At 34.4% G+C, this 18621-nt stretch carries 15 protein-coding genes and 1 CRISPR repeat array; of the genes, 6 read left to right on the top strand and 9 right to left on the bottom strand.

Features of this window, described 5'->3' with window-relative positions:
• Positions 1-168 precede the first annotated feature (168 nt).
• A complete protein-coding gene (cas1, locus tag FNW21_RS09940; protein ID WP_144256589.1) occupies positions 169-1083 on the top strand; it encodes a type II CRISPR-associated endonuclease Cas1 in 915 nt (304 codons plus the stop codon).
• Positions 1059-1388, top strand: coding sequence for a CRISPR-associated endonuclease Cas2 (gene cas2 / locus FNW21_RS09945; protein ID WP_144256590.1), 330 nt, complete (start codon positions 1059-1061; stop codon positions 1386-1388). The genes cas1 and cas2 overlap by 25 nt, the downstream gene beginning before the upstream one ends.
• Before the next feature lie 6 nt (positions 1389-1394).
• Here cas2 and FNW21_RS09950 read toward each other — a convergent pair whose 3' ends face one another.
• From FNW21_RS09950 to FNW21_RS09985, 8 genes are all read right to left on the bottom strand, one after another.
• Positions 1395-2000 (bottom strand): transposase, encoded by a 606-nt coding sequence (locus FNW21_RS09950; protein WP_235889619.1) that lies wholly within the window; start codon positions 1998-2000, stop codon positions 1395-1397.
• Between the two features lie 197 nt (positions 2001-2197).
• Positions 2198-6453: direct repeats of the CRISPR family, unit length 36 nt; unit sequence AATATCGTGTTTTCTAATCTTTAATCAAACCACAAC.
• Positions 6454-6546: 93 nt separating this feature from the next.
• Complete coding sequence (locus FNW21_RS09955; protein ID WP_144256591.1) at positions 6547-6822, bottom strand: type II toxin-antitoxin system RelE/ParE family toxin; 276 nt, start codon at positions 6820-6822, stop codon at positions 6547-6549.
• Positions 6815-7054, bottom strand: coding sequence for a ribbon-helix-helix domain-containing protein (locus FNW21_RS09960; protein WP_144256592.1), 240 nt, complete (start codon positions 7052-7054; stop codon positions 6815-6817). Before FNW21_RS09960 ends, FNW21_RS09955 begins: the two co-directional genes overlap by 8 nt.
• 51 nt (positions 7055-7105) lie before the next feature.
• The gene (gene cas9, locus FNW21_RS09965; RefSeq protein ID WP_144256593.1) at positions 7106-10483 is read right to left on the bottom strand and encodes a type II CRISPR RNA-guided endonuclease Cas9; all 3378 of its coding nucleotides are present in this window, start codon (positions 10481-10483) and stop codon (positions 7106-7108) included.
• A gap of 280 nt (positions 10484-10763) precedes the next feature.
• A complete protein-coding gene (locus FNW21_RS09970; RefSeq protein WP_144256594.1) occupies positions 10764-12275 on the bottom strand; it encodes an outer membrane beta-barrel protein in 1512 nt (503 codons plus the stop codon).
• Positions 12272-12850 (bottom strand): RNA polymerase sigma factor, encoded by a 579-nt coding sequence (locus tag FNW21_RS09975; RefSeq protein WP_235889620.1) that lies wholly within the window; start codon positions 12848-12850, stop codon positions 12272-12274. The genes FNW21_RS09970 and FNW21_RS09975 overlap by 4 nt, the downstream gene beginning before the upstream one ends.
• 15 nt (positions 12851-12865) lie before the next feature.
• The gene (locus tag FNW21_RS09980) at positions 12866-13147 is read right to left on the bottom strand and encodes a hypothetical protein (RefSeq protein ID WP_144256595.1); all 282 of its coding nucleotides are present in this window, start codon (positions 13145-13147) and stop codon (positions 12866-12868) included.
• A gap of 169 nt (positions 13148-13316) precedes the next feature.
• The gene (locus FNW21_RS09985; RefSeq protein WP_144256596.1) at positions 13317-14168 is read right to left on the bottom strand and encodes a protease complex subunit PrcB family protein; all 852 of its coding nucleotides are present in this window, start codon (positions 14166-14168) and stop codon (positions 13317-13319) included.
• 158 nt (positions 14169-14326) lie between these two features.
• On the opposite strand from FNW21_RS09985, the gene rmuC reads away from it, so the two are divergent.
• The 4 genes from rmuC (at position 14327) to FNW21_RS10005 (ending at position 17634) form a co-directional block, all read left to right on the top strand.
• Positions 14327-15697 carry a DNA recombination protein RmuC gene (gene rmuC, locus FNW21_RS09990; protein ID WP_144256597.1) on the top strand — a complete coding sequence of 457 codons (1371 nt, stop codon included), beginning with the start codon at positions 14327-14329 and terminating at the stop codon, positions 15695-15697.
• 6 nt (positions 15698-15703) lie between these two features.
• Entirely contained in the window at positions 15704-16069 is a 366-nt protein-coding gene (locus tag FNW21_RS09995) for a 6-phosphogluconate dehydrogenase (RefSeq protein WP_144256598.1), read from the top strand.
• Positions 16070-16075: 6 nt separating this feature from the next.
• A complete protein-coding gene (locus FNW21_RS10000) occupies positions 16076-16624 on the top strand; it encodes an acyl-CoA thioesterase (RefSeq protein WP_144256599.1) in 549 nt (182 codons plus the stop codon).
• Between the two features lie 470 nt (positions 16625-17094).
• On the top strand, positions 17095-17634 hold the full coding sequence (locus FNW21_RS10005; protein WP_144256600.1) for a YceI family protein: 540 nt from the start codon (positions 17095-17097) through the stop codon (positions 17632-17634).
• Positions 17635-17636: 2 nt separating this feature from the next.
• Here the strand turns inward: FNW21_RS10005 and FNW21_RS10010 are convergent, their stop codons facing one another.
• A complete protein-coding gene (locus FNW21_RS10010) occupies positions 17637-18551 on the bottom strand; it encodes a TIGR01777 family oxidoreductase (RefSeq protein WP_144256601.1) in 915 nt (304 codons plus the stop codon).
• Positions 18552-18621 lie beyond the last annotated feature (70 nt).

Genomic DNA, 18621 nt, shown 5'->3' on the forward strand with positions numbered 1-18621 from the left:
CTTGTGAGGCCGCTTTGAATGTTTTCACAACGGAATAATCCTTATTGTGAATTGCTTCAAAATTATATTTCAAAAAAAAACACTTGAATGAGGTTTTACGTAAAAACAAATGACATTAAACATATAATTTTAAACCCTGACTAACAACAACTTAAATACTTTTTAATTATGATAAAGAAAACAATATTAATTGAAAATAAATCTTCGATTACCGCCAAAAATTTACAATTAGTAATTAAATCCGATGTTCGAGAAAGTACTATTCCTATTGAAGACATTGGTTTTCTTGTCTTGGATAATCCAGAAATATATTTAAGCATTCCCGCAATGAACTTAATGACAGAAAACAATACCGCAATAATCATTTGCAGCAACAATCATTTACCCAACGGAATGTTTCTCAACCTCAACAGCCATCATATTCAACAAGAAATATTCAAAAATCAAATTGAAGCTTCTATTCCTTTAAAAAAGCAACTTTGGCAACAAACAATTATTGAAAAAATAAAAAATCAAGGCGAATTATTAGAAAAAATAACTAAAAATAAAAATTCGTTCCCCTTTCTAGCCAGTAAAGTTTTAAGTGGAGACACCAGCAATATGGAGGGAGTTGCAGCACAACAATACTGGAAAAATTTCCCCTTACCCAATCAGGAAAAAGACGGAATAAAACGAGAACGCTATGGGGATTACCCCAATAATTTTTTGAATTATGGTTATGCAATTTTAAGAGCAGCTACCGCCAGAGCACTATCTGGCAGCGGTTTATTGAATACTCTTGGTATTCATCATAAGAGTAAATACAATGCTTTTGCCCTTGCCGATGATATTATGGAACCGTTCCGACCCCTAGTTGACGAAAAAGTTTTTGAGCTCATGCAACGCTATGATGAACAAGAATTAAATACACTTTTGAAATCGGAAATACTGCAAATACTCACCCGAACTGTATATTTTAAAGATGAAAAAAGTCCATTGATGGTTGCTTTACAAAAAACAGCTAGCTCGCTTCAACACTGTTTTACAGGAAACAGGAAAAAAATTAAATACCCGCAATTATGGAACTTAACGGATACCGAATAATGTGGCTGTTTGTGTTTTTTGACCTACCCACAGCTACCAAAAAAGACCGCAGGAATGCCTCTCTGTTCCGAGGGAATTTATTGAAAGATGGGTTTAGTATGATGCAATTTTCAGTTTACATTCGGCATTGCGCCAGCGGAGAAAGTGCTGATGTTCACGAAAAACGAATTAATAAACTTGTCCCCCCATTGGGTAAAGTGAGCGTTTTACGAATTACCGACAAACAGTTTGGGATGATTATTAATTATTTAGGCAAAGCCAAACAAGATGCAGTAGATGCTCCCACGCAATTGGAATTGTTTTAATTTCTTTCAAAAAAAACAATCTTGAAACCATTTTTCTGGATTCAAATCAATATAATTAAAAATTGTATCGTATGCCTTTTCATTTCTAATTATATGATCATGAAATGAACGTTGCCATGCAAAATTTTCTAATCCTTTTTTATGGATTATTTTCGAAGAAGTGGTTTTGAAAGCTCCTATTAAACTGGATAATGATTTTATTTTTGTTGTACTGTCTTTAACCTTCAAACTATCTATTTCTAGAATAATATGAACATGATTAGGCATGACCGCATAATTATGTATAACTGCATATTGATATTGTTCTTCTAACCAAATTATTTGTTCATCGACTATTTTACCATATTCATTCAAATTCATTTTTATACCTGAAAAATCATTTTTCTTATCATCGTTTGGATGATTTTCATTTGGATGATTTTCATTTGGATGATTTTCATTTGAATGATTTTCATTTGGATGATTTTCATTTGGATGGTGTACGGACAGGTCGCAACCTGTCCCTACGTATCCAAAACAACATTCTCGATTTTGAACACATATCGTAACAAAATAAATATTATTGCTGGAATAATCGAATCCTTTCATTCGATTTCTCTTTCTATTTTTCATCGATTATTTTTAAAATTTTCATAAATATAATCCAATTTCATTTGCAATCCCACACCTTACAGACAGGTCTCAACCTGTCCCTTCCTATTACAAACAAAAAAATGCCTCAATATTGGCTTATCAATCCAAAAAAGAGGCATTTTATTTTACGATATTCTTCTTTATTCTCTTGATAATTAGAAGGTAACAAGCCAATTAATATCGTGTTTTCTAATCTTTAATCAAACCACAACGAGATGCGTGGGTAAAGAAGCTTCGGGATGAATATCGTGTTTTCTAATCTTTAATCAAACCACAACAGAAAGCCATCGTGCATTTTGCAATTGCCAAATATCGTGTTTTCTAATCTTTAATCAAACCACAACGGCGGACTGTTTTGGATTTATGTTCACGTAATATCGTGTTTTCTAATCTTTAATCAAACCACAACTGATTGCGGCAAGTGGAATCAGTACTTTGGAATATCGTGTTTTCTAATCTTTAATCAAACCACAACGGATTATGACTAAACTTACAAACACAAAACAATATCGTGTTTTCTAATCTTTAATCAAACCACAACAAGCCAAACGCACCCAGAGAATGCTTAATTAATATCGTGTTTTCTAATCTTTAATCAAACCACAACGGATCTTTGTTCCTGATATTAGTATTAATTAATATCGTGTTTTCTAATCTTTAATCAAACCACAACGTCCAGATGCTCATTGAGGCGGTTTATTGCAATATCGTGTTTTCTAATCTTTAATCAAACCACAACAGAAAGCCATCGTGCATTTTGCAATTGCCAAATATCGTGTTTTCTAATCTTTAATCAAACCACAACGCTTATCATTATATTAGGAATTAGATAATGAATATCGTGTTTTCTAATCTTTAATCAAACCACAACCGGTTGTTGATTGATGTAATGAAATCGATGAATATCGTGTTTTCTAATCTTTAATCAAACCACAACTAAACTGCCAATGAATTCATTTTTGTCGGAATATCGTGTTTTCTAATCTTTAATCAAACCACAACTTTCAGATAATCATATTCCTCTTTGGTTTCAATATCGTGTTTTCTAATCTTTAATCAAACCACAACGTATCAAAGGATTTTATAGGTTTGATATGAAATATCGTGTTTTCTAATCTTTAATCAAACCACAACAGAGGGAGTCTTGAAACGGTTATTGAGCAAAATATCGTGTTTTCTAATCTTTAATCAAACCACAACCGAAGTCCTGGAACGAATTATCCGATAGCCAATATCGTGTTTTCTAATCTTTAATCAAACCACAACAACCAGTACGGAATAGTAAGCAAATGATACAATATCGTGTTTTCTAATCTTTAATCAAACCACAACAACTGGACTTTCGTCCATTTTTGTTACCTAATATCGTGTTTTCTAATCTTTAATCAAACCACAACCCAAAGTTACTTTTAAAGACAAGAACCGAGAATATCGTGTTTTCTAATCTTTAATCAAACCACAACGGAATTTCAATTTCTTCTTCTTCAATTGTTAATATCGTGTTTTCTAATCTTTAATCAAACCACAACCTTTCAGATAATCGTACTCCTCTTGGGTTTAATATCGTGTTTTCTAATCTTTAATCAAACCACAACAAAACCGCCTAATTGTTCAAAATCTGTATTAATATCGTGTTTTCTAATCTTTAATCAAACCACAACTTATGTCCAGAACTACTTTTGGCATTAAAAAATATCGTGTTTTCTAATCTTTAATCAAACCACAACTTCGTGTTGACCAAAAAATTTACAAACAAAAATATCGTGTTTTCTAATCTTTAATCAAACCACAACCGTCCGTTGGGAACGTGTAGGACAAAAGCGAATATCGTGTTTTCTAATCTTTAATCAAACCACAACTTATCAACGTTGTAAAAATTAGGCACATAAAATATCGTGTTTTCTAATCTTTAATCAAACCACAACCTTTCAGATAATCATATTCCTCTTTGGTTTAATATCGTGTTTTCTAATCTTTAATCAAACCACAACTAGGGTTTAGCGAACTGTTATTTTTTATAAAATATCGTGTTTTCTAATCTTTAATCAAACCACAACGTTTATGCCATCAATTAAATCTTCACGAATAATATCGTGTTTTCTAATCTTTAATCAAACCACAACGTCTTGTGATTCGGGTGTTTCGCCATGAATAATATCGTGTTTTCTAATCTTTAATCAAACCACAACACACTCAATTCCAATATTACCTACCCCAAGAATATCGTGTTTTCTAATCTTTAATCAAACCACAACCCAGCCATCATCTGATTTTTTGCCCCAACCAATATCGTGTTTTCTAATCTTTAATCAAACCACAACTATATAAAGCCAATTGTTTGTTTGTAAATTAATATCGTGTTTTCTAATCTTTAATCAAACCACAACTGAAATCGAAAACAAACTAAATTTTTAGCAATATCGTGTTTTCTAATCTTTAATCAAACCACAACCGGCCAATCCAAACATTGTGGCGCAAACGGAATATCGTGTTTTCTAATCTTTAATCAAACCACAACAAAATACGAACGAAAGCAAATAGCCAAACGAATATCGTGTTTTCTAATCTTTAATCAAACCACAACACAGGAAGAAGTGAAAGTCGCTTTCCCAAAAATATCGTGTTTTCTAATCTTTAATCAAACCACAACACTCCAGTAGTAGTGGTTGAGTTGTTGACAAATATCGTGTTTTCTAATCTTTAATCAAACCACAACTGCTTGATTAGATTGTCTTCTATTTCAATAAATATCGTGTTTTCTAATCTTTAATCAAACCACAACACAGAGGTTACAACACAAAAAAGATGTCTAAATATCGTGTTTTCTAATCTTTAATCAAACCACAACAAGTGCGGAGCAGTTTTAAATTGCCAAAAAATATCGTGTTTTCTAATCTTTAATCAAACCACAACTACATCGGTTACTTTTTGGAAAGAAAAAGGAATATCGTGTTTTCTAATCTTTAATCAAACCACAACTAGTACATTTTCTATGAGCGGTAAGCGTGAAATATCGTGTTTTCTAATCTTTAATCAAACCACAACTGATTGTTCTGGTTGAGCAACCACATCGTTAATATCGTGTTTTCTAATCTTTAATCAAACCACAACAAAAATTCTCTTGTAACAATTTCGGCATCCAATATCGTGTTTTCTAATCTTTAATCAAACCACAACTACAACACAATAAGGCAATCGGACTATACTAATATCGTGTTTTCTAATCTTTAATCAAACCACAACCTAGCGCTTCTAATTATATCATTGCCAACAAATATCGTGTTTTCTAATCTTTAATCAAACCACAACGTTTTGCAAAGGTTGTTTTTGGTAGATAAAAATATCGTGTTTTCTAATCTTTAATCAAACCACAACGCAAAAGTTATAGAGATGTCCAATAAAGACGAATATCGTGTTTTCTAATCTTTAATCAAACCACAACCGGAATCGAGCATACTTTGACTAAAAAATCAATATCGTGTTTTCTAATCTTTAATCAAACCACAACTGCGTCTTGCTATAAAAAAAATCCGTTCTCAATATCGTGTTTTCTAATCTTTAATCAAACCACAACGACCAATGGATGTATGACATTATACAGGAAAATATCGTGTTTTCTAATCTTTAATCAAACCACAACCCGCTGGGTGATCCTGTAAAAAAAATAAAAAATATCGTGTTTTCTAATCTTTAATCAAACCACAACTACAGCGGCGCCTATTTCGTGGTCTAATCCAATATCGTGTTTTCTAATCTTTAATCAAACCACAACTGTACAGGTCTACGGTGTACTTGTGAAACAAATATCGTGTTTTCTAATCTTTAATCAAACCACAACACTCAACTGATTGGAAAGATTACACCGTTGAATATCGTGTTTTCTAATCTTTAATCAAACCACAACGGTAATGTATTAGCTAATGGTTTTAATATAAATATCGTGTTTTCTAATCTTTAATCAAACCACAACTGCAAAGATATGCAAAGATATGCAAAGATAAATATCGTGTTTTCTAATCTTTAATCAAACCACAACCCGCGAAAGCTACTCAAGCTATAATATTTCAATATCGTGTTTTCTAATCTTTAATCAAACCACAACCGAAACCCGTTTAAATACGATAAAATTTGCAATATCGTGTTTTCTAATCTTTAATCAAACCACAACAACGGAACACAGCATCTGTAAATCTCAAGAAATATCGTGTTTTCTAATCTTTAATCAAACCACAACGGAATATCCTTGGTCTTCCAAAACTAAAAGAATATCGTGTTTTCTAATCTTTAATCAAACCACAACGAATTAATGTCAAATTTAGATGACCGAATAAATATCGTGTTTTCTAATCTTTAATCAAACCACAACTTATTACTTTAGATTAACAGTATCGTATCAAATATCGTGTTTTCTAATCTTTAATCAAACCACAACTGAAAGCTACTGCATCCCTACTGGGCGGATGCCATGCCTTTCAGTTGTGGTTTGGCTGTTTAAGAGATTGAAAAACTATATGTCAAAGAACATTTAAAAATCTTGTCTTCCGATGATTGTGATGATTTCAATTTTATTACCTTTAATATTGTAATAAATAGTATCAACTCCACAAACACAGCAACGATCTATATCCTTATACTTTGTAACCATTGGAAACATAAACGGATTTGATGCAATTTTATTAAAACATTCAAACAACATATCGTAATATTTATTTGCTTGTTGCAAACCAAATCTTCCTAAACCGTACTCAAAAATCCTTACAATATCTTCTTCTGCTTCAAAAGATAAATGATACTTATACATTTAGCCTACTTTTAATTTCCGCCAAAAGTTTTTCCTTGGTTTTAGTGCTAAAACCACTTTTCAAACCCCTATCAATTTTCATTTGAACATAGTTATGATATTCTTCACGTTCACGAGCTTGTTTGATTAAATAATTTACAGCCTCACTCTTGCTGGTAAATTCTTCTTCTGCAACTTGTGCTTTCAGCCATTCATCATTTTGCTTGGCTAAAGTGATACTTTGTCGTGTCATAACAATAATTTTAGTTGGTGTAAATTTACACCAACTTTTTTAAAAATAGAATTACATTTTAGAAATTTTTCCTGATACTGAAATTTTTACTTTGATTGGATTAACTTCAATCCATTTTTTAAAACTTTGAATAGAGACTTCTTGATTTTTATTATCTAATGATGATGCGATACTGGCTCTGAAATTAAATTCAAATGATTTCTCCTTCTTGGAGGTTTTCTGAACTCTGTATAAATGCTCATTCAAAATATTATAGTCTATGTTTTCCCAATTAATTTCCTCCTCACTTAATCCAATTAAAAACATATCATTTGTATGCAATGTAGTTACTAATTCTTTACCTCCAATCGGTAATTGATAAACTAATAAACCTTGTCTTTTACGCTCTACAACTGTCCAAAAAGTAACTACATCTTCTTTTAAATTTCCTTTTTCATCTTTATAAATAAGTACGTGATGATTGTTTCTAGGATTTACCCATTGATTAACATTATCTTTTAGTTTTTCTGCCCTCCCTATACTTTCTTTCATTCTAACTTTCAAAATTGGTACTGGCGCACCATTTTTATTTGGCAAGAAAATCTGTGGTTGTTTAACTCCGTTCTCATCAACAATAAAAAAAGTATTAGCAGGAATTGTTCCTTTTACAAATCCGCCTAATTCTTGAATTCTTTTAAAAATTAATTTTCGAATAGCTTCGTCAACTACTTTTTCTAGTTGTTTTTCAGTAGTTAAACTATCAATTGATTTTCTAACATGAAATGCTTCTTCTCCATTGAAATTTCGTTTACCAAAAACGGTTTCCTTATGCAATTGCCCTCGCGCAGCAACACCTTTATTTATATGCGTTTTTCCGTTTTTCTCTACTTTAGTATATCGAATAGTTATATCATTAGAAATGCGTTTATGCGAAATCAATATTTTATCTACCGCTTTTTCAGCATCAAATCGGAAGGTTTCCCAAGGCATTGGAAAATCTTTTAAATCGTAGTTTCTATTATAGCGATTCCATTTGGACAACTCTTGTAAATAACTTGTTTTTCCACAAGCCATAACCAAAGCATCAATAGCGTGATGACGATGATCTTCTCTAGTTTTAGCATTTTCATCATTCAAAACCGTATTCAAACCCCATTTTTGGCGCAAGTTGGCCGTCATTTGTCCTGGAGAAACATTTACTTTTTTACAAACTTGCGTTAAATAAGAAGACGCTTCTTTACTTATAAATCGAGTGTCATTTAACTGTCTTGAAGAAAAATCATCATCAAATTTTTGCTGTACAAATCGTTTGAATTTTTGGTAAGCATTTGGATATTCCTTGGTGTCCGAAAATAATTTTAATGCTCGTTCTTTCCTAGCAATCCAATCCAATTCATCATTTCCATAAAATTCAAAAGGTGTTTTGTCTCCTTTTCGCCTGTTCTCATCCGCATAACACAATGTTTTATTATTAAAACTATCGTTTAGCGAACGACTCCAAGGATGAATGTGTTCAATTTGGACTTCGCCTGTAAAAAGTTTGCTAACTGGTATTGTAACACCTGTGTAAGGGCAAGTCTGCTTACACTCCTCCCAAAGTTTGAATTTTAAAATGTTATCGTGCGAAACTCTCGTGTATTTTTCAACTTCGCTTTTTACTCTATCATTTTCACGTTCCAATCGTTTTTGGTCTCTGCGAATTTTATTTCGTTGTGATTTCGAAATTTTCAAATCACGAGCCATTTCTACTTTTATCTCGTCAAGTTGACCGTGTTCTTCTATTAATTCATTAACTAATTTTCGCAATTCAAACAAAGCAGTAATTACAATCGGATTTCTAATAGCCTGAATTTCCTTGTCGGCATTCTTGCCAACTGGTAGTTTTTCCAGTAATGCTGTAACATCAATTGTAACCGAATGATGATAGAGTTTCTTTAATTGTTTGTCATCAAATTGAAAGTCTTTTCGAAGCAAATCTTTAATTGTATCTATAAATCCACCCGAAATTTTAGCCCTAACAATGTCATAAACATTATCAATTAAATCTAATTGTTTTTGATTGTTTTCTGCTGTATTGTTTTGCCATTTGTCGCCAAAAGTATTTTTTATTCCACCCATGACTACTGCAACATCATAAGTATATCCTTGCTGTAGAAAAGGTAAGATATTGCCAATAGCTTTTCGGCTCAAACTGGCATAACCGTCTTTTACATTAAACTTTGAAATTGCAATTGCTTGTTCTTCGCTAAAATTCCAATTCTTAATAGCATAGTCTTTAAGATTTGATTTGCTGTCAAAAAAATACAAAACGTGCCAAATATCTTCCTGTTCCTTTTCTGAAAAATCAAACCATTTTTTTGCAAAGAATTTTTTATTTGATAAATTGGAAATAGTATGTGTACCAACTATCTTATCGTCGTCTTTATAATTAAATTTGAATTCCGCACTTTCTTTACCAATGGCTTTTCGTAGTTTTTTAAATTCAATTTTATCAAACGAAAGCAATTGCTCAATCAATTTTTCTTTTTCTATTTGATTGATTTTCTTTCCATTGTATTCTACAGTATTTACCCATTGCCAAATTCTAAACATTTCAACAGGAATAGCACTTATGGGGCATTTCGTCTTTGTAGGTTCAAAAGAACAATTACCAACCAAATGTTTTTGAGAACGTAATGGACGTTGATGAAATAAGATACCATCTGCTTCGTAATTATCTTGTTTTCTTCCCCCAAAAATGGTTTTTAAATCATCATTTAAACCCGAATGAAATTGCGCTTGTTTTTCCCAAATCAACTCAAATTCATCAATATACATTTTACGAGTGGTGTATCGATTTCGAATTCTTTCTAATCCATCCTGAAAAGGCTGGTTTTCTTTTGGATATATCTCATACAGATAAGAACCTAAAGTTTTCCCTTCAATACTTTCTAGAGTATCATCAATACCAATTTTACCTTCTTTAGCGTTTCCTTTAAAAATAGCTCCATCATCGCTTCCACCTTTTCTACTATTACTTAAAAAACCTCTTCTTTGAATTAAGTGATAAAAAATTCTACCTATTTCTTCTAAAGATAATTTTTCATTCAATGCTTTTTGTCGCAATTCATAAGGATTCATTGCAAACCATGTCGCTAATTTTTCAGATGGGAATTGTTTAGTCTGTTTCCAATCTTCAAAATCTTTCAAACTCATTGAACACATATTATTTTCTGAAAGTGATTTTAGTAACACTTTCTTCCTCAATCTCCTTCTAAAAAATTGACGTCGTACACCTCTTGCTCCTGTTCGACTTGCATTTTTAGACATTTCATTATCTCCATCACCCAAATTCTCAACACCCATCGGAAAAATTCGACTTCCAATGCCCAAAATTTTATTAAACTTATCATCCACTATCGCCCACCCAATCGAGTTTGTTCCTAAATCTAAACCTAATATTTTTGCCATATCAATTCCTGTTTTGTAAGAATTTTTAAAGCTACGGAGAAAATAATTACCCACCTTACGGTATTCCACATACAAACTAAAGTTTTTTTTACTTATATTTGCAATGATTAAAATTTCTAATCTTTAATCTTATCACAATAAGGCTATATGCCGTAGGTGCAAACCTTTAGTCCTGCTTCGGTGGGACTTTTTTTTAAAAAAAAACAATTAAATTTCGTTTTTGAACAAAAAAAAGCCTGTGACAAAATCAACAGGCAATATAAATCCATAGAAAAAACCTCTAAAAACTCCAGTTCATTCCAAAATTAAAAACCCATTGAAATTGATTAAAAGGAGTTCCTTGCAAGGGGTTCATATAGTAGTTGATTCCTGGCTCCACATAGAGCTGGGTTTGATTAAAAAGGTGGTATTGCACCGTGCTACTCCATAAAGCACCGTATACAAAATCATTTACATTGCTGTTTCCCCCTATTGCTGCACCATTTAAAAAAACATGATTCGAAACCAGTTTCCCCACAAATCCCCCTGTATTCATCTTGATACTGGTTTTATTGTGATCAAAAAGGGCGTACGAAACGGACATAGGCATTTCGAAATATTTCAGGCGTTGTGAGACTTCCCCTGTCGAAACCCCAATGGTGTTGCTTACGGCAGCATTAGCGTTGGCAATAAACAAATAATTAGGATTATTGGCCAGAACAACCAAATTAGCTTTGTCCGTGTTAACAATAAAATTGGTAACATCAATGCCCAAAGTAGCTTTCGTGCTGTAATAGGAAACATTGTTCAACTGCTGCCCGAGTTCATTGAGTTTGAATCCGGAACTCAAACCCCATTTTTTGCTGATGGTACGACTCGCCGTAACGCCAAAATTAGCGCCTTGCTTGGCATCAATTGTAGTGCCTAGTGCAGTGTTGTTTTTGTAATTTTGAGAGCTATTTAATCCTGCAAAAACACCCAAAGACCATTTTGAAATTGCTGTTTTAGTGGCTACATCTTCCCTTTTTTCTGTAGGTTTCGATTGGTCTAAAATCTGATCCAAAACAGCTAATTCTTGGGTAACTTTGGCATTGGTTTCATCTTTGTTTTGTGTTGGGGTTGTTGGGGTTTTTTCGGCTTTGGGAGTTGTTTTATCTGAAAGAACAACTGTAGGTTTAGCCGTAGCATTCAAAACCAAAGTCCCATTTTGATTGCTTTGGTTATTGCTACTATTCGTTTCAGACTGTTTTGTTTGGTCGTGAATACCATCATAATTGGGTTTTTGGCTTTTTCCCGGAAGGGTAGCCAACGCGTTTTGGGAAACACTATGATTGTCTTTTTGTTCTATCAAATGGGTAGATTTAGGAACGAGATTGTATTTAGCAGCCGTCCAAACCACTCTGGTTGCATTCCGTTTGTGGCTCGTTTTTGATGGTTGCTCCTTTTCTCGTTCGGCTATGGCTGCATTGGTATTATTGGATTGAAATTTTTTTGATGCTATTACTATAACTTTCGGTTGGTACACTTTGGCTTTGCCAGAAATTGTAGCTTTTTGCACTTGTACTACATTTTGTTTTTCGGGTACAACAAGTCCTCTTGCAGCGCCTTCAGTAGTAATGTAATGATACCCCAAATACGTTGGCACACCCAACCCTACCAGCAAACTAGCGGCTAGAAACCACCACGCTACTACTCGTTTTTTCTTTTTGGGTGGCGTTAACTGTTCCTCAATAGCCTCCCACAATTCAGGTGGTGGCACACTTGAAAAATCTTCCATAGAAGAAAATAGTGTTTCTATCGTTTCTTTTTTCATGCTGTTTTAGACTTTAAGGCGGCCAAAATTCTATTTCTCAAATTGATTTTGGCTCGATTCAAATTCGATTTAGAAGTGCCCTCGGATATGTGTAACAATTGGGCAATTTCTTTGTGTTTTCGTTTTTCAAAAACATATAAATTGAATACTAATCGGTATTGATCAGGCAAATCCTGAATGTATTCTAGTAATTTTTCTTGTGGTATGGGAACTGATTCTAATGCTTCGTCCTCAAAACTAGCATCGGCAAGGTCGTATCCTTCGAGTAACAAAATATTTTTTGGGGCACCCTTCAAAGTCTTAATGAGCAAGTTGATAAAAATGCGTTTCAGCCACCCTTCAAAACTCCCTTGGTGCTTGAACTGATGCATTTTTTGGAAAACCAATACAAATCCTTCCTGAAATACATCTTTGGCGTCGGCCTCATTTTTCATGTATTTCAAACAAATTCCATACAAAACGGGAGCGAACAACTGGTACAATTGCTGTTGGCTCGCTCGATCATTTTGCACACATTTTTGTATGAGTTGGGTAAGATTTTCGTTCAAGAAAAATAATTTGAAGGTTAATGCCATATAAATAAAGCCACTTTATCTTTTATAATGAAAGTGGTAGCCGTCGGGAAAATTATCATCCAGAATTAAACTACTGGCGTCAATATGGGAAATTACGTAAGTCATTCCGTCAAAAACGAGTAAATTGTGATCTAAATCATCAAAAATAGTTTTCCCTTGTTTTATCTCATACGCCACACTTCTAGTTTCTTGTCCTGTGGCATAGACCATTACTTTACCATCGTTTGTAAAAACTAATTTCCGCTCAATACCCGTACTCGTTGGGGTTTCAACACTATTACCGGTAATGCTACCCACTGATTTTTCCCAAATCTAAGTACCATTTATAGTACTAGCACTTTCAAAACCGGATACTTTATCCAAGGTGCAGGAGGAAATTCCTAAAAATAATACCATAATTATAGCTATTTTTTTCATGCTGTTTTTTGATTTAAAAGGTTAATTTTTTGATTTTAGAAGCACTATTTTATCCTGAATGTATTTTTTTAAAAACCAACATAGCGGCATTTTGATCGGCGGTATTATCATTGTCAAGATACACTTTGGCAACCATAGTGCCCTGATATAATGCTACATAAATTCCACCTTGATCGTGAGAGTCTGGTGCGCCATAGGTTTTGGTTTGCCCTTTCAAATTTATAATTTCTCTAGGAATATTTCTGGAAAAATCCGCAAAATCCTCATTGTAAACCAAAGCTTGAGCATCATACAAACGCATCTCGTAATTGCCATAGCCAACATTTGAATAACGAAGCACTTTTTGACTGTCAATACCGTAAAATTGCTGGCATTCAGAGCCTATACATTCGCCTGCAAAACTCCCCAAAACCACATAATCTGTATTTTGAGTTACCCGTTGAAAGTATATTGGTTTGGTCGTTTTTGGGATTGTAATTAACTCTTTGGGATAAGTGGTTGCTTGAGTAACGTTTTCGTCTGGTTGCGGTACACTTTCGTAAAAGCCAACTACCACTTCGCAATCGCTCTCCACCACCGATTGGATTTTGATTCCGTACCCGCCAGTAGGCTTAACCCCCGAAAAAACGCCAATCAACATCGTGGTTCCAAAATCGATTTTCTTTTTGGTTGCATCATCAACTGGCGGAACACACGGCTGAAAATAAGCATCAAACTTTTGTTGCGTATCCACCACAATCGCTTTAGAGGTAGTGGTTTCGGCAATCAAAGTATTGCAATAGCTGTACGTTTTGAAAGCTACGTTCTTGGTATTACCGCAAGAAACAGATGGAGAATCGGTGTTCAAAGAGCACGAAATGATACTCAACGAAAGCATAAAAAAAGCACTAATTTTTTTCATAATAATACGGTTTGGTTCGTTTATATTTCAAAGAGTTCGCTAAACCCAAAAGGTTGCGTCACCGAATCCAAATAATTTAAAAAATAAATTAATATGCTCTTAAAAAGGAAGGACTACGTATTTATGCGTACTTTTGTTTTTTTCAAATACCTCCTTTTATGACGAATATGCTACTCTTTTTATTGGTGTTTATCATTGCATTTGCTATTGGCATTTTCATTGGCAAATTGTTGTTTTCGGCTCGCTTTCAATCAGAAAAAAGTAGTTTAGAGGAAAAATTAGTAGGTTTAAATGCCCAATTATTGCAACAAAGAGAGCAGGCATTACTAGACAAAGCGACTTTCGAAAAGCAATTGCAAACTGTAAATCAAGAGAAAGAGACCATTAGAAACGAAAAAGATAGTTTTGCCATCCAACTTTCGAAAAAAGAAGTCGATTTTGACAATCTTTGGGAACGCAACAAAGAGCAAAAAGAAGAAGTCGAAAAACTACAGGAAAAATTTACCAAGGAATTCGAAAATTTGGCTAACAAAATATTAGACGAAAAATCCAATAAATTTACCGAACAAAACAACCTGAATATGAAAAATATCTTGACACCGCTGCAAGATAAAATTCAATTATTCGAAAAGAAAGTCGAAGATACCCACAAAGAAAGCATTGATTATCATGCGGCTTTGCGCCAACAAATTCTGGGTTTGCGCGAAATGAATCTTCAAATGAGTAAGGAAACCGTCAACTTGACCAAAGCCCTAAAAGGAGATAGCAAAATGCAAGGCAATTGGGGTGAATTAGTGCTAGAACGCGTTCTTGAGAAATCAGGTTTAGAAAAAGGACGCGAATACGAAGTGCAACAAAGCCACATTACCGAGTCCGGAAACCGCGTTTTTCCAGACGTGGTGATTAATTTGCCCGATGGCAAAAAAATGATTGTCGATTCAAAAGTTTCCTTAACTGCTTACGAAAAGTACACCAATGAAGAAGACGAAATGCTCAAAATAAGCTATTTAAAGGAGCATGTCAATTCCATAAAACGCCACGTAGAACAACTGGGCGAAAAGAATTATCAGGATTTATACCAAATAGAAAGCCCTGATTTTGTACTGCTTTTTATTCCCATAGAACCCGCATTTGCCATCGCACTCAATGAGGACACGCTACTCTACAACAAAGCATTCGAAAAAAACATTGTCATCGTAACACCATCGACATTATTAGCCACTTTGCGCACCATTGATAGCATGTGGGCGAACCAAAAGCAACAAGAAAATGCATTTGAAATTGCACGTCAAGCGGGTGCTTTATACGACAAATTCGAAGGTTTTGTGGCTGATTTAATCAAAATTGGCAAAAAAATAGACGAAAGCAAAACCGAATACCAAGGCGCAATGAACAAACTCGTAGACGGAAAAGGAAACCTTATTGTAAGCGTCGAAAAATTGAAAAAAATGGGTGCCAAAGCCAAAAAAGCCCTACCCGATAACATCTTAAAAAGAGCCGAAACCGACGAAAATCAACTTTTAAATTAACTAAAAATGAAACGAGTACTAACCATTATTGCCGCCCTTGCCACACTTGTAGTGGTTGTTTATTTTGCCTTTATTTATTACGTTCCCTTTAGCGAAGGCATGCGGTCGGGCGAACTCATAAAAATAAGCCACAAAGGAGTCATTATGAAAACATGGGAAGGCGAGTTGAGCCAAGGCATTTCTGGAGCTCAAATATTTACATTCTCGGTTTTGGATGCCGACAAACAAGTGATAACTGATTTACAAAATCTTCAAGGACAATATGTTAAATTATCCTATGTAGAAAAATACCGAACTTTTTCCTGGTGGGGCGAAACACGCTATTTTATAACCGCCGTACAAAAAGAAAAATCTCCTTTTAACCAAAATTAAACCATTATGAATACCGGTTTCAAAACTGTCAAGTCCTCTTACATCACTATTTCAGAATTAATGCTTCCTTCCCACACCAATTTTAGTGGCAAAATTCATGGTGGCTACATCCTTTCCTTACTGGATCAAATTGCCTTTGCTTGTGCCTCCAAATTCTCTGGGAATTATTGCGTAACAGCCTCCGTTGATACCGTCAATTTCCTTAAACCCATTGAGGTAGGCGAACTCGTAACCATGAAAGCATCTGTAAATTATGTGGGCAAAAGTTCCATGATTGTTGGTATTCGTGTAGAAGCCGAGAATATTCAAACTGGAGTTGTCAAACATTGCAACTCCTCCTATTTTACAATGGTTGCCAAGGACGAATTGGGCAAAAACGTAGCCGTTCCCGGTTTAATCATAACCACACTCGAGGAAGTCAAACGTTTTAGCAACTGCTTGAAGCAAATTGACCTCAAAAAAGAACGAGAAATTCACGAAGAAGAATTCAACCACAGTGCCAAGGAAACACTGGCAAGCTTCAGCAAGTATAATGTTTTGATTGAGTTAAAATAAGCATTATTGTATAGCTAACATTTGTATTATTTGGGCGTGACCCTCCGTAAAAACTTCGGGTCGGGCTTTCGTTCCCGCTTTTTTTTTGCCTACCCAGTCAGGGTTCAAAACCCTAACTGGGTAGGCAAAAAAAAGAGCTCCACTACATCCCTCACGCACAGCAATCACCAAAAATACTTCCTCACAAACAAATCCTACGAACTATAGAGCTCGATTTATTTTCCTGACGGCATTCGCTTTTAAAAAGCATAATTTTCTTTAACTACAAATTACACAAATTTACGCAAAAATGAACCCGTCAATAACATCATAATTAACTCAAACATACCAAAAACAGACTTTGAATTTGTGAAAATTTGTGGAATTTGTGGTGAAAAATTTTTAAAAGCGAATACCCTGTATTTTCCTAAAAAAAAACAAGAATAATTCTTAAAAAAAAGCTAACTTTAAGTACTCAATTCATACCAGCTATGAAAAAACTACTCCTATTCCCGCTCCTATTTTTAGCACTACAAACTGTTGCTCAAAAAAAAATTACCACCACCAATGGCAGTATTACTTTTGAAGCATCCGTACCTGTATTTGAAGAAGTCAAAGCCATAAACACTGCCGTAACATGCACCATAACTCTTGAAAACAGTGAACTTATCTGTAAGGCGAATATGCGTGCGTTTGTCTTCAAAAAAGAATTGATGCAAGATCATTTCAACAGGTATTACATCGAGAGTGACCGGTATCCGCAAGCACATTTTACGGGAATCATTGAAAAATTTGATTTAAAAAATGTGCCCGAAACACCTACCAGCTACCAAATTAAAGGAAAACTAAAAATTCACGGCAGAACAAAAAACATCAGCATTATAGCCGTACTACAAAAAACTAAAATGGGGATTGTATTGGATTCGCAATTCGACCTGAACACGGATGATTACGGCATCGTTATACCAAATGTCATTATTGCCAAAATCTCCAAAACGGTAGCCACACAGCTACATTTTGTTCTAAATTAAAGCTATTTAGATAAACAATCTTCCAAAGCTTCCTCAAGATCTTTGAATTCAAAATGAAACCCTAGATTTCTAATTTTATCAGACGAAACTCTTCGCCCTGTCAGGACAATTACGGCCATTTCGCCCAACATCAAGTGCAAAATAAAGGCGGGAACATTGGGCAACCAAAGCGCAAATCCCAACACATGCGCTAGCTTTTTGGAAAAAATAGTATTGGTAGTATTATCCGCTACTACAGCGTTATACGCCCCTTGCATGGCTGGATTTTCTATTGCAGCAATATACATGGCGCACAAATCGTGTATGTGAATCCACGGCATGTACTGCTGACCAGAACCCAATGCGGCACCCAATCCATATTTAAAAACGGGTAGCATTTTTTTTAGAAAACCTTCGTTTTTACCCAAAACCAATCCTGTTCTAATTTTTACAGTACGAATGCCTAAATTAGCAATTGGAGCAACTGCTGCCTCCCATTGCTGGCAAGTAACTCCCAAAAAATCAGACGCAGCAGCAGTTTCCTCGGTGCATATTCCCTCGCCGTTATAAGCACCATAAATCCCAATTCCCGAAGCCGAAACAAATCCATCGAGTTTTTTACCGTTCTTTTTTAAAACCGAATACAACAAAGCAATCGATTCCTCACGACTAGCCCGAATAGTTGCTTTGCGTTTAAGAGTCCACCGCTGATCTGCGATATTTTCTCCAGCCAAATGAATAATATAATCCGCTTGAAGCACCGCAGCTTCTTCTATTTTTTGATTGGTAACATCCCATGTATAATAGGAGACCGTTGTCGTGTTTTCTTTCTTTTCTCGAGAAAGAATCGAAACCGAATACCCCTTTTCCAGCAACATAGCTGTCAAATACTTTCCAATAAATCCCGAACCACCCGTTATTAATACATTCTTTTTCATGCGATTTTTTTTAAGTATCAATTATTATTATTCAAATATAAAAAATATTTTGTTTAACTATATTAATAAT

It is taken from the genome of Flavobacterium restrictum (assembly GCF_007097245.1).
GTDB classification, from domain to species: domain Bacteria; phylum Bacteroidota; class Bacteroidia; order Flavobacteriales; family Flavobacteriaceae; genus Flavobacterium; species Flavobacterium restrictum.

Coding starts and splice junctions, on each gene's coding strand:
- FNW21_RS10000 (WP_144256599.1), top strand. CDS start 16,076: ATGAATACCGGTTTCAAAACTGTCAAGTCCTCTTACATCACTATTTCA.
- FNW21_RS09975 (WP_235889620.1), bottom strand. CDS start 12,850: ATGGCATTAACCTTCAAATTATTTTTCTTGAACGAAAATCTTACCCAA.
- FNW21_RS09950 (WP_235889619.1), bottom strand. CDS start 2,000: ATGAAAAATAGAAAGAGAAATCGAATGAAAGGATTCGATTATTCCAGC.
- cas1 (WP_144256589.1), top strand. CDS start 169: ATGATAAAGAAAACAATATTAATTGAAAATAAATCTTCGATTACCGCC.
- FNW21_RS09985 (WP_144256596.1), bottom strand. CDS start 14,168: ATGAAAAAAATTAGTGCTTTTTTTATGCTTTCGTTGAGTATCATTTCG.
- FNW21_RS09970 (WP_144256594.1), bottom strand. CDS start 12,275: ATGAAAAAAGAAACGATAGAAACACTATTTTCTTCTATGGAAGATTTT.
- FNW21_RS10010 (WP_144256601.1), bottom strand. CDS start 18,551: ATGAAAAAGAATGTATTAATAACGGGTGGTTCGGGATTTATTGGAAAG.
- rmuC (WP_144256597.1), top strand. CDS start 14,327: ATGACGAATATGCTACTCTTTTTATTGGTGTTTATCATTGCATTTGCT.
- FNW21_RS09960 (WP_144256592.1), bottom strand. CDS start 7,054: ATGACACGACAAAGTATCACTTTAGCCAAGCAAAATGATGAATGGCTG.
- cas9 (WP_144256593.1), bottom strand. CDS start 10,483: ATGGCAAAAATATTAGGTTTAGATTTAGGAACAAACTCGATTGGGTGG.
- cas2 (WP_144256590.1), top strand. CDS start 1,059: ATGGAACTTAACGGATACCGAATAATGTGGCTGTTTGTGTTTTTTGAC.
- FNW21_RS09955 (WP_144256591.1), bottom strand. CDS start 6,822: ATGTATAAGTATCATTTATCTTTTGAAGCAGAAGAAGATATTGTAAGG.
- FNW21_RS09995 (WP_144256598.1), top strand. CDS start 15,704: ATGAAACGAGTACTAACCATTATTGCCGCCCTTGCCACACTTGTAGTG.
- FNW21_RS10005 (WP_144256600.1), top strand. CDS start 17,095: ATGAAAAAACTACTCCTATTCCCGCTCCTATTTTTAGCACTACAAACT.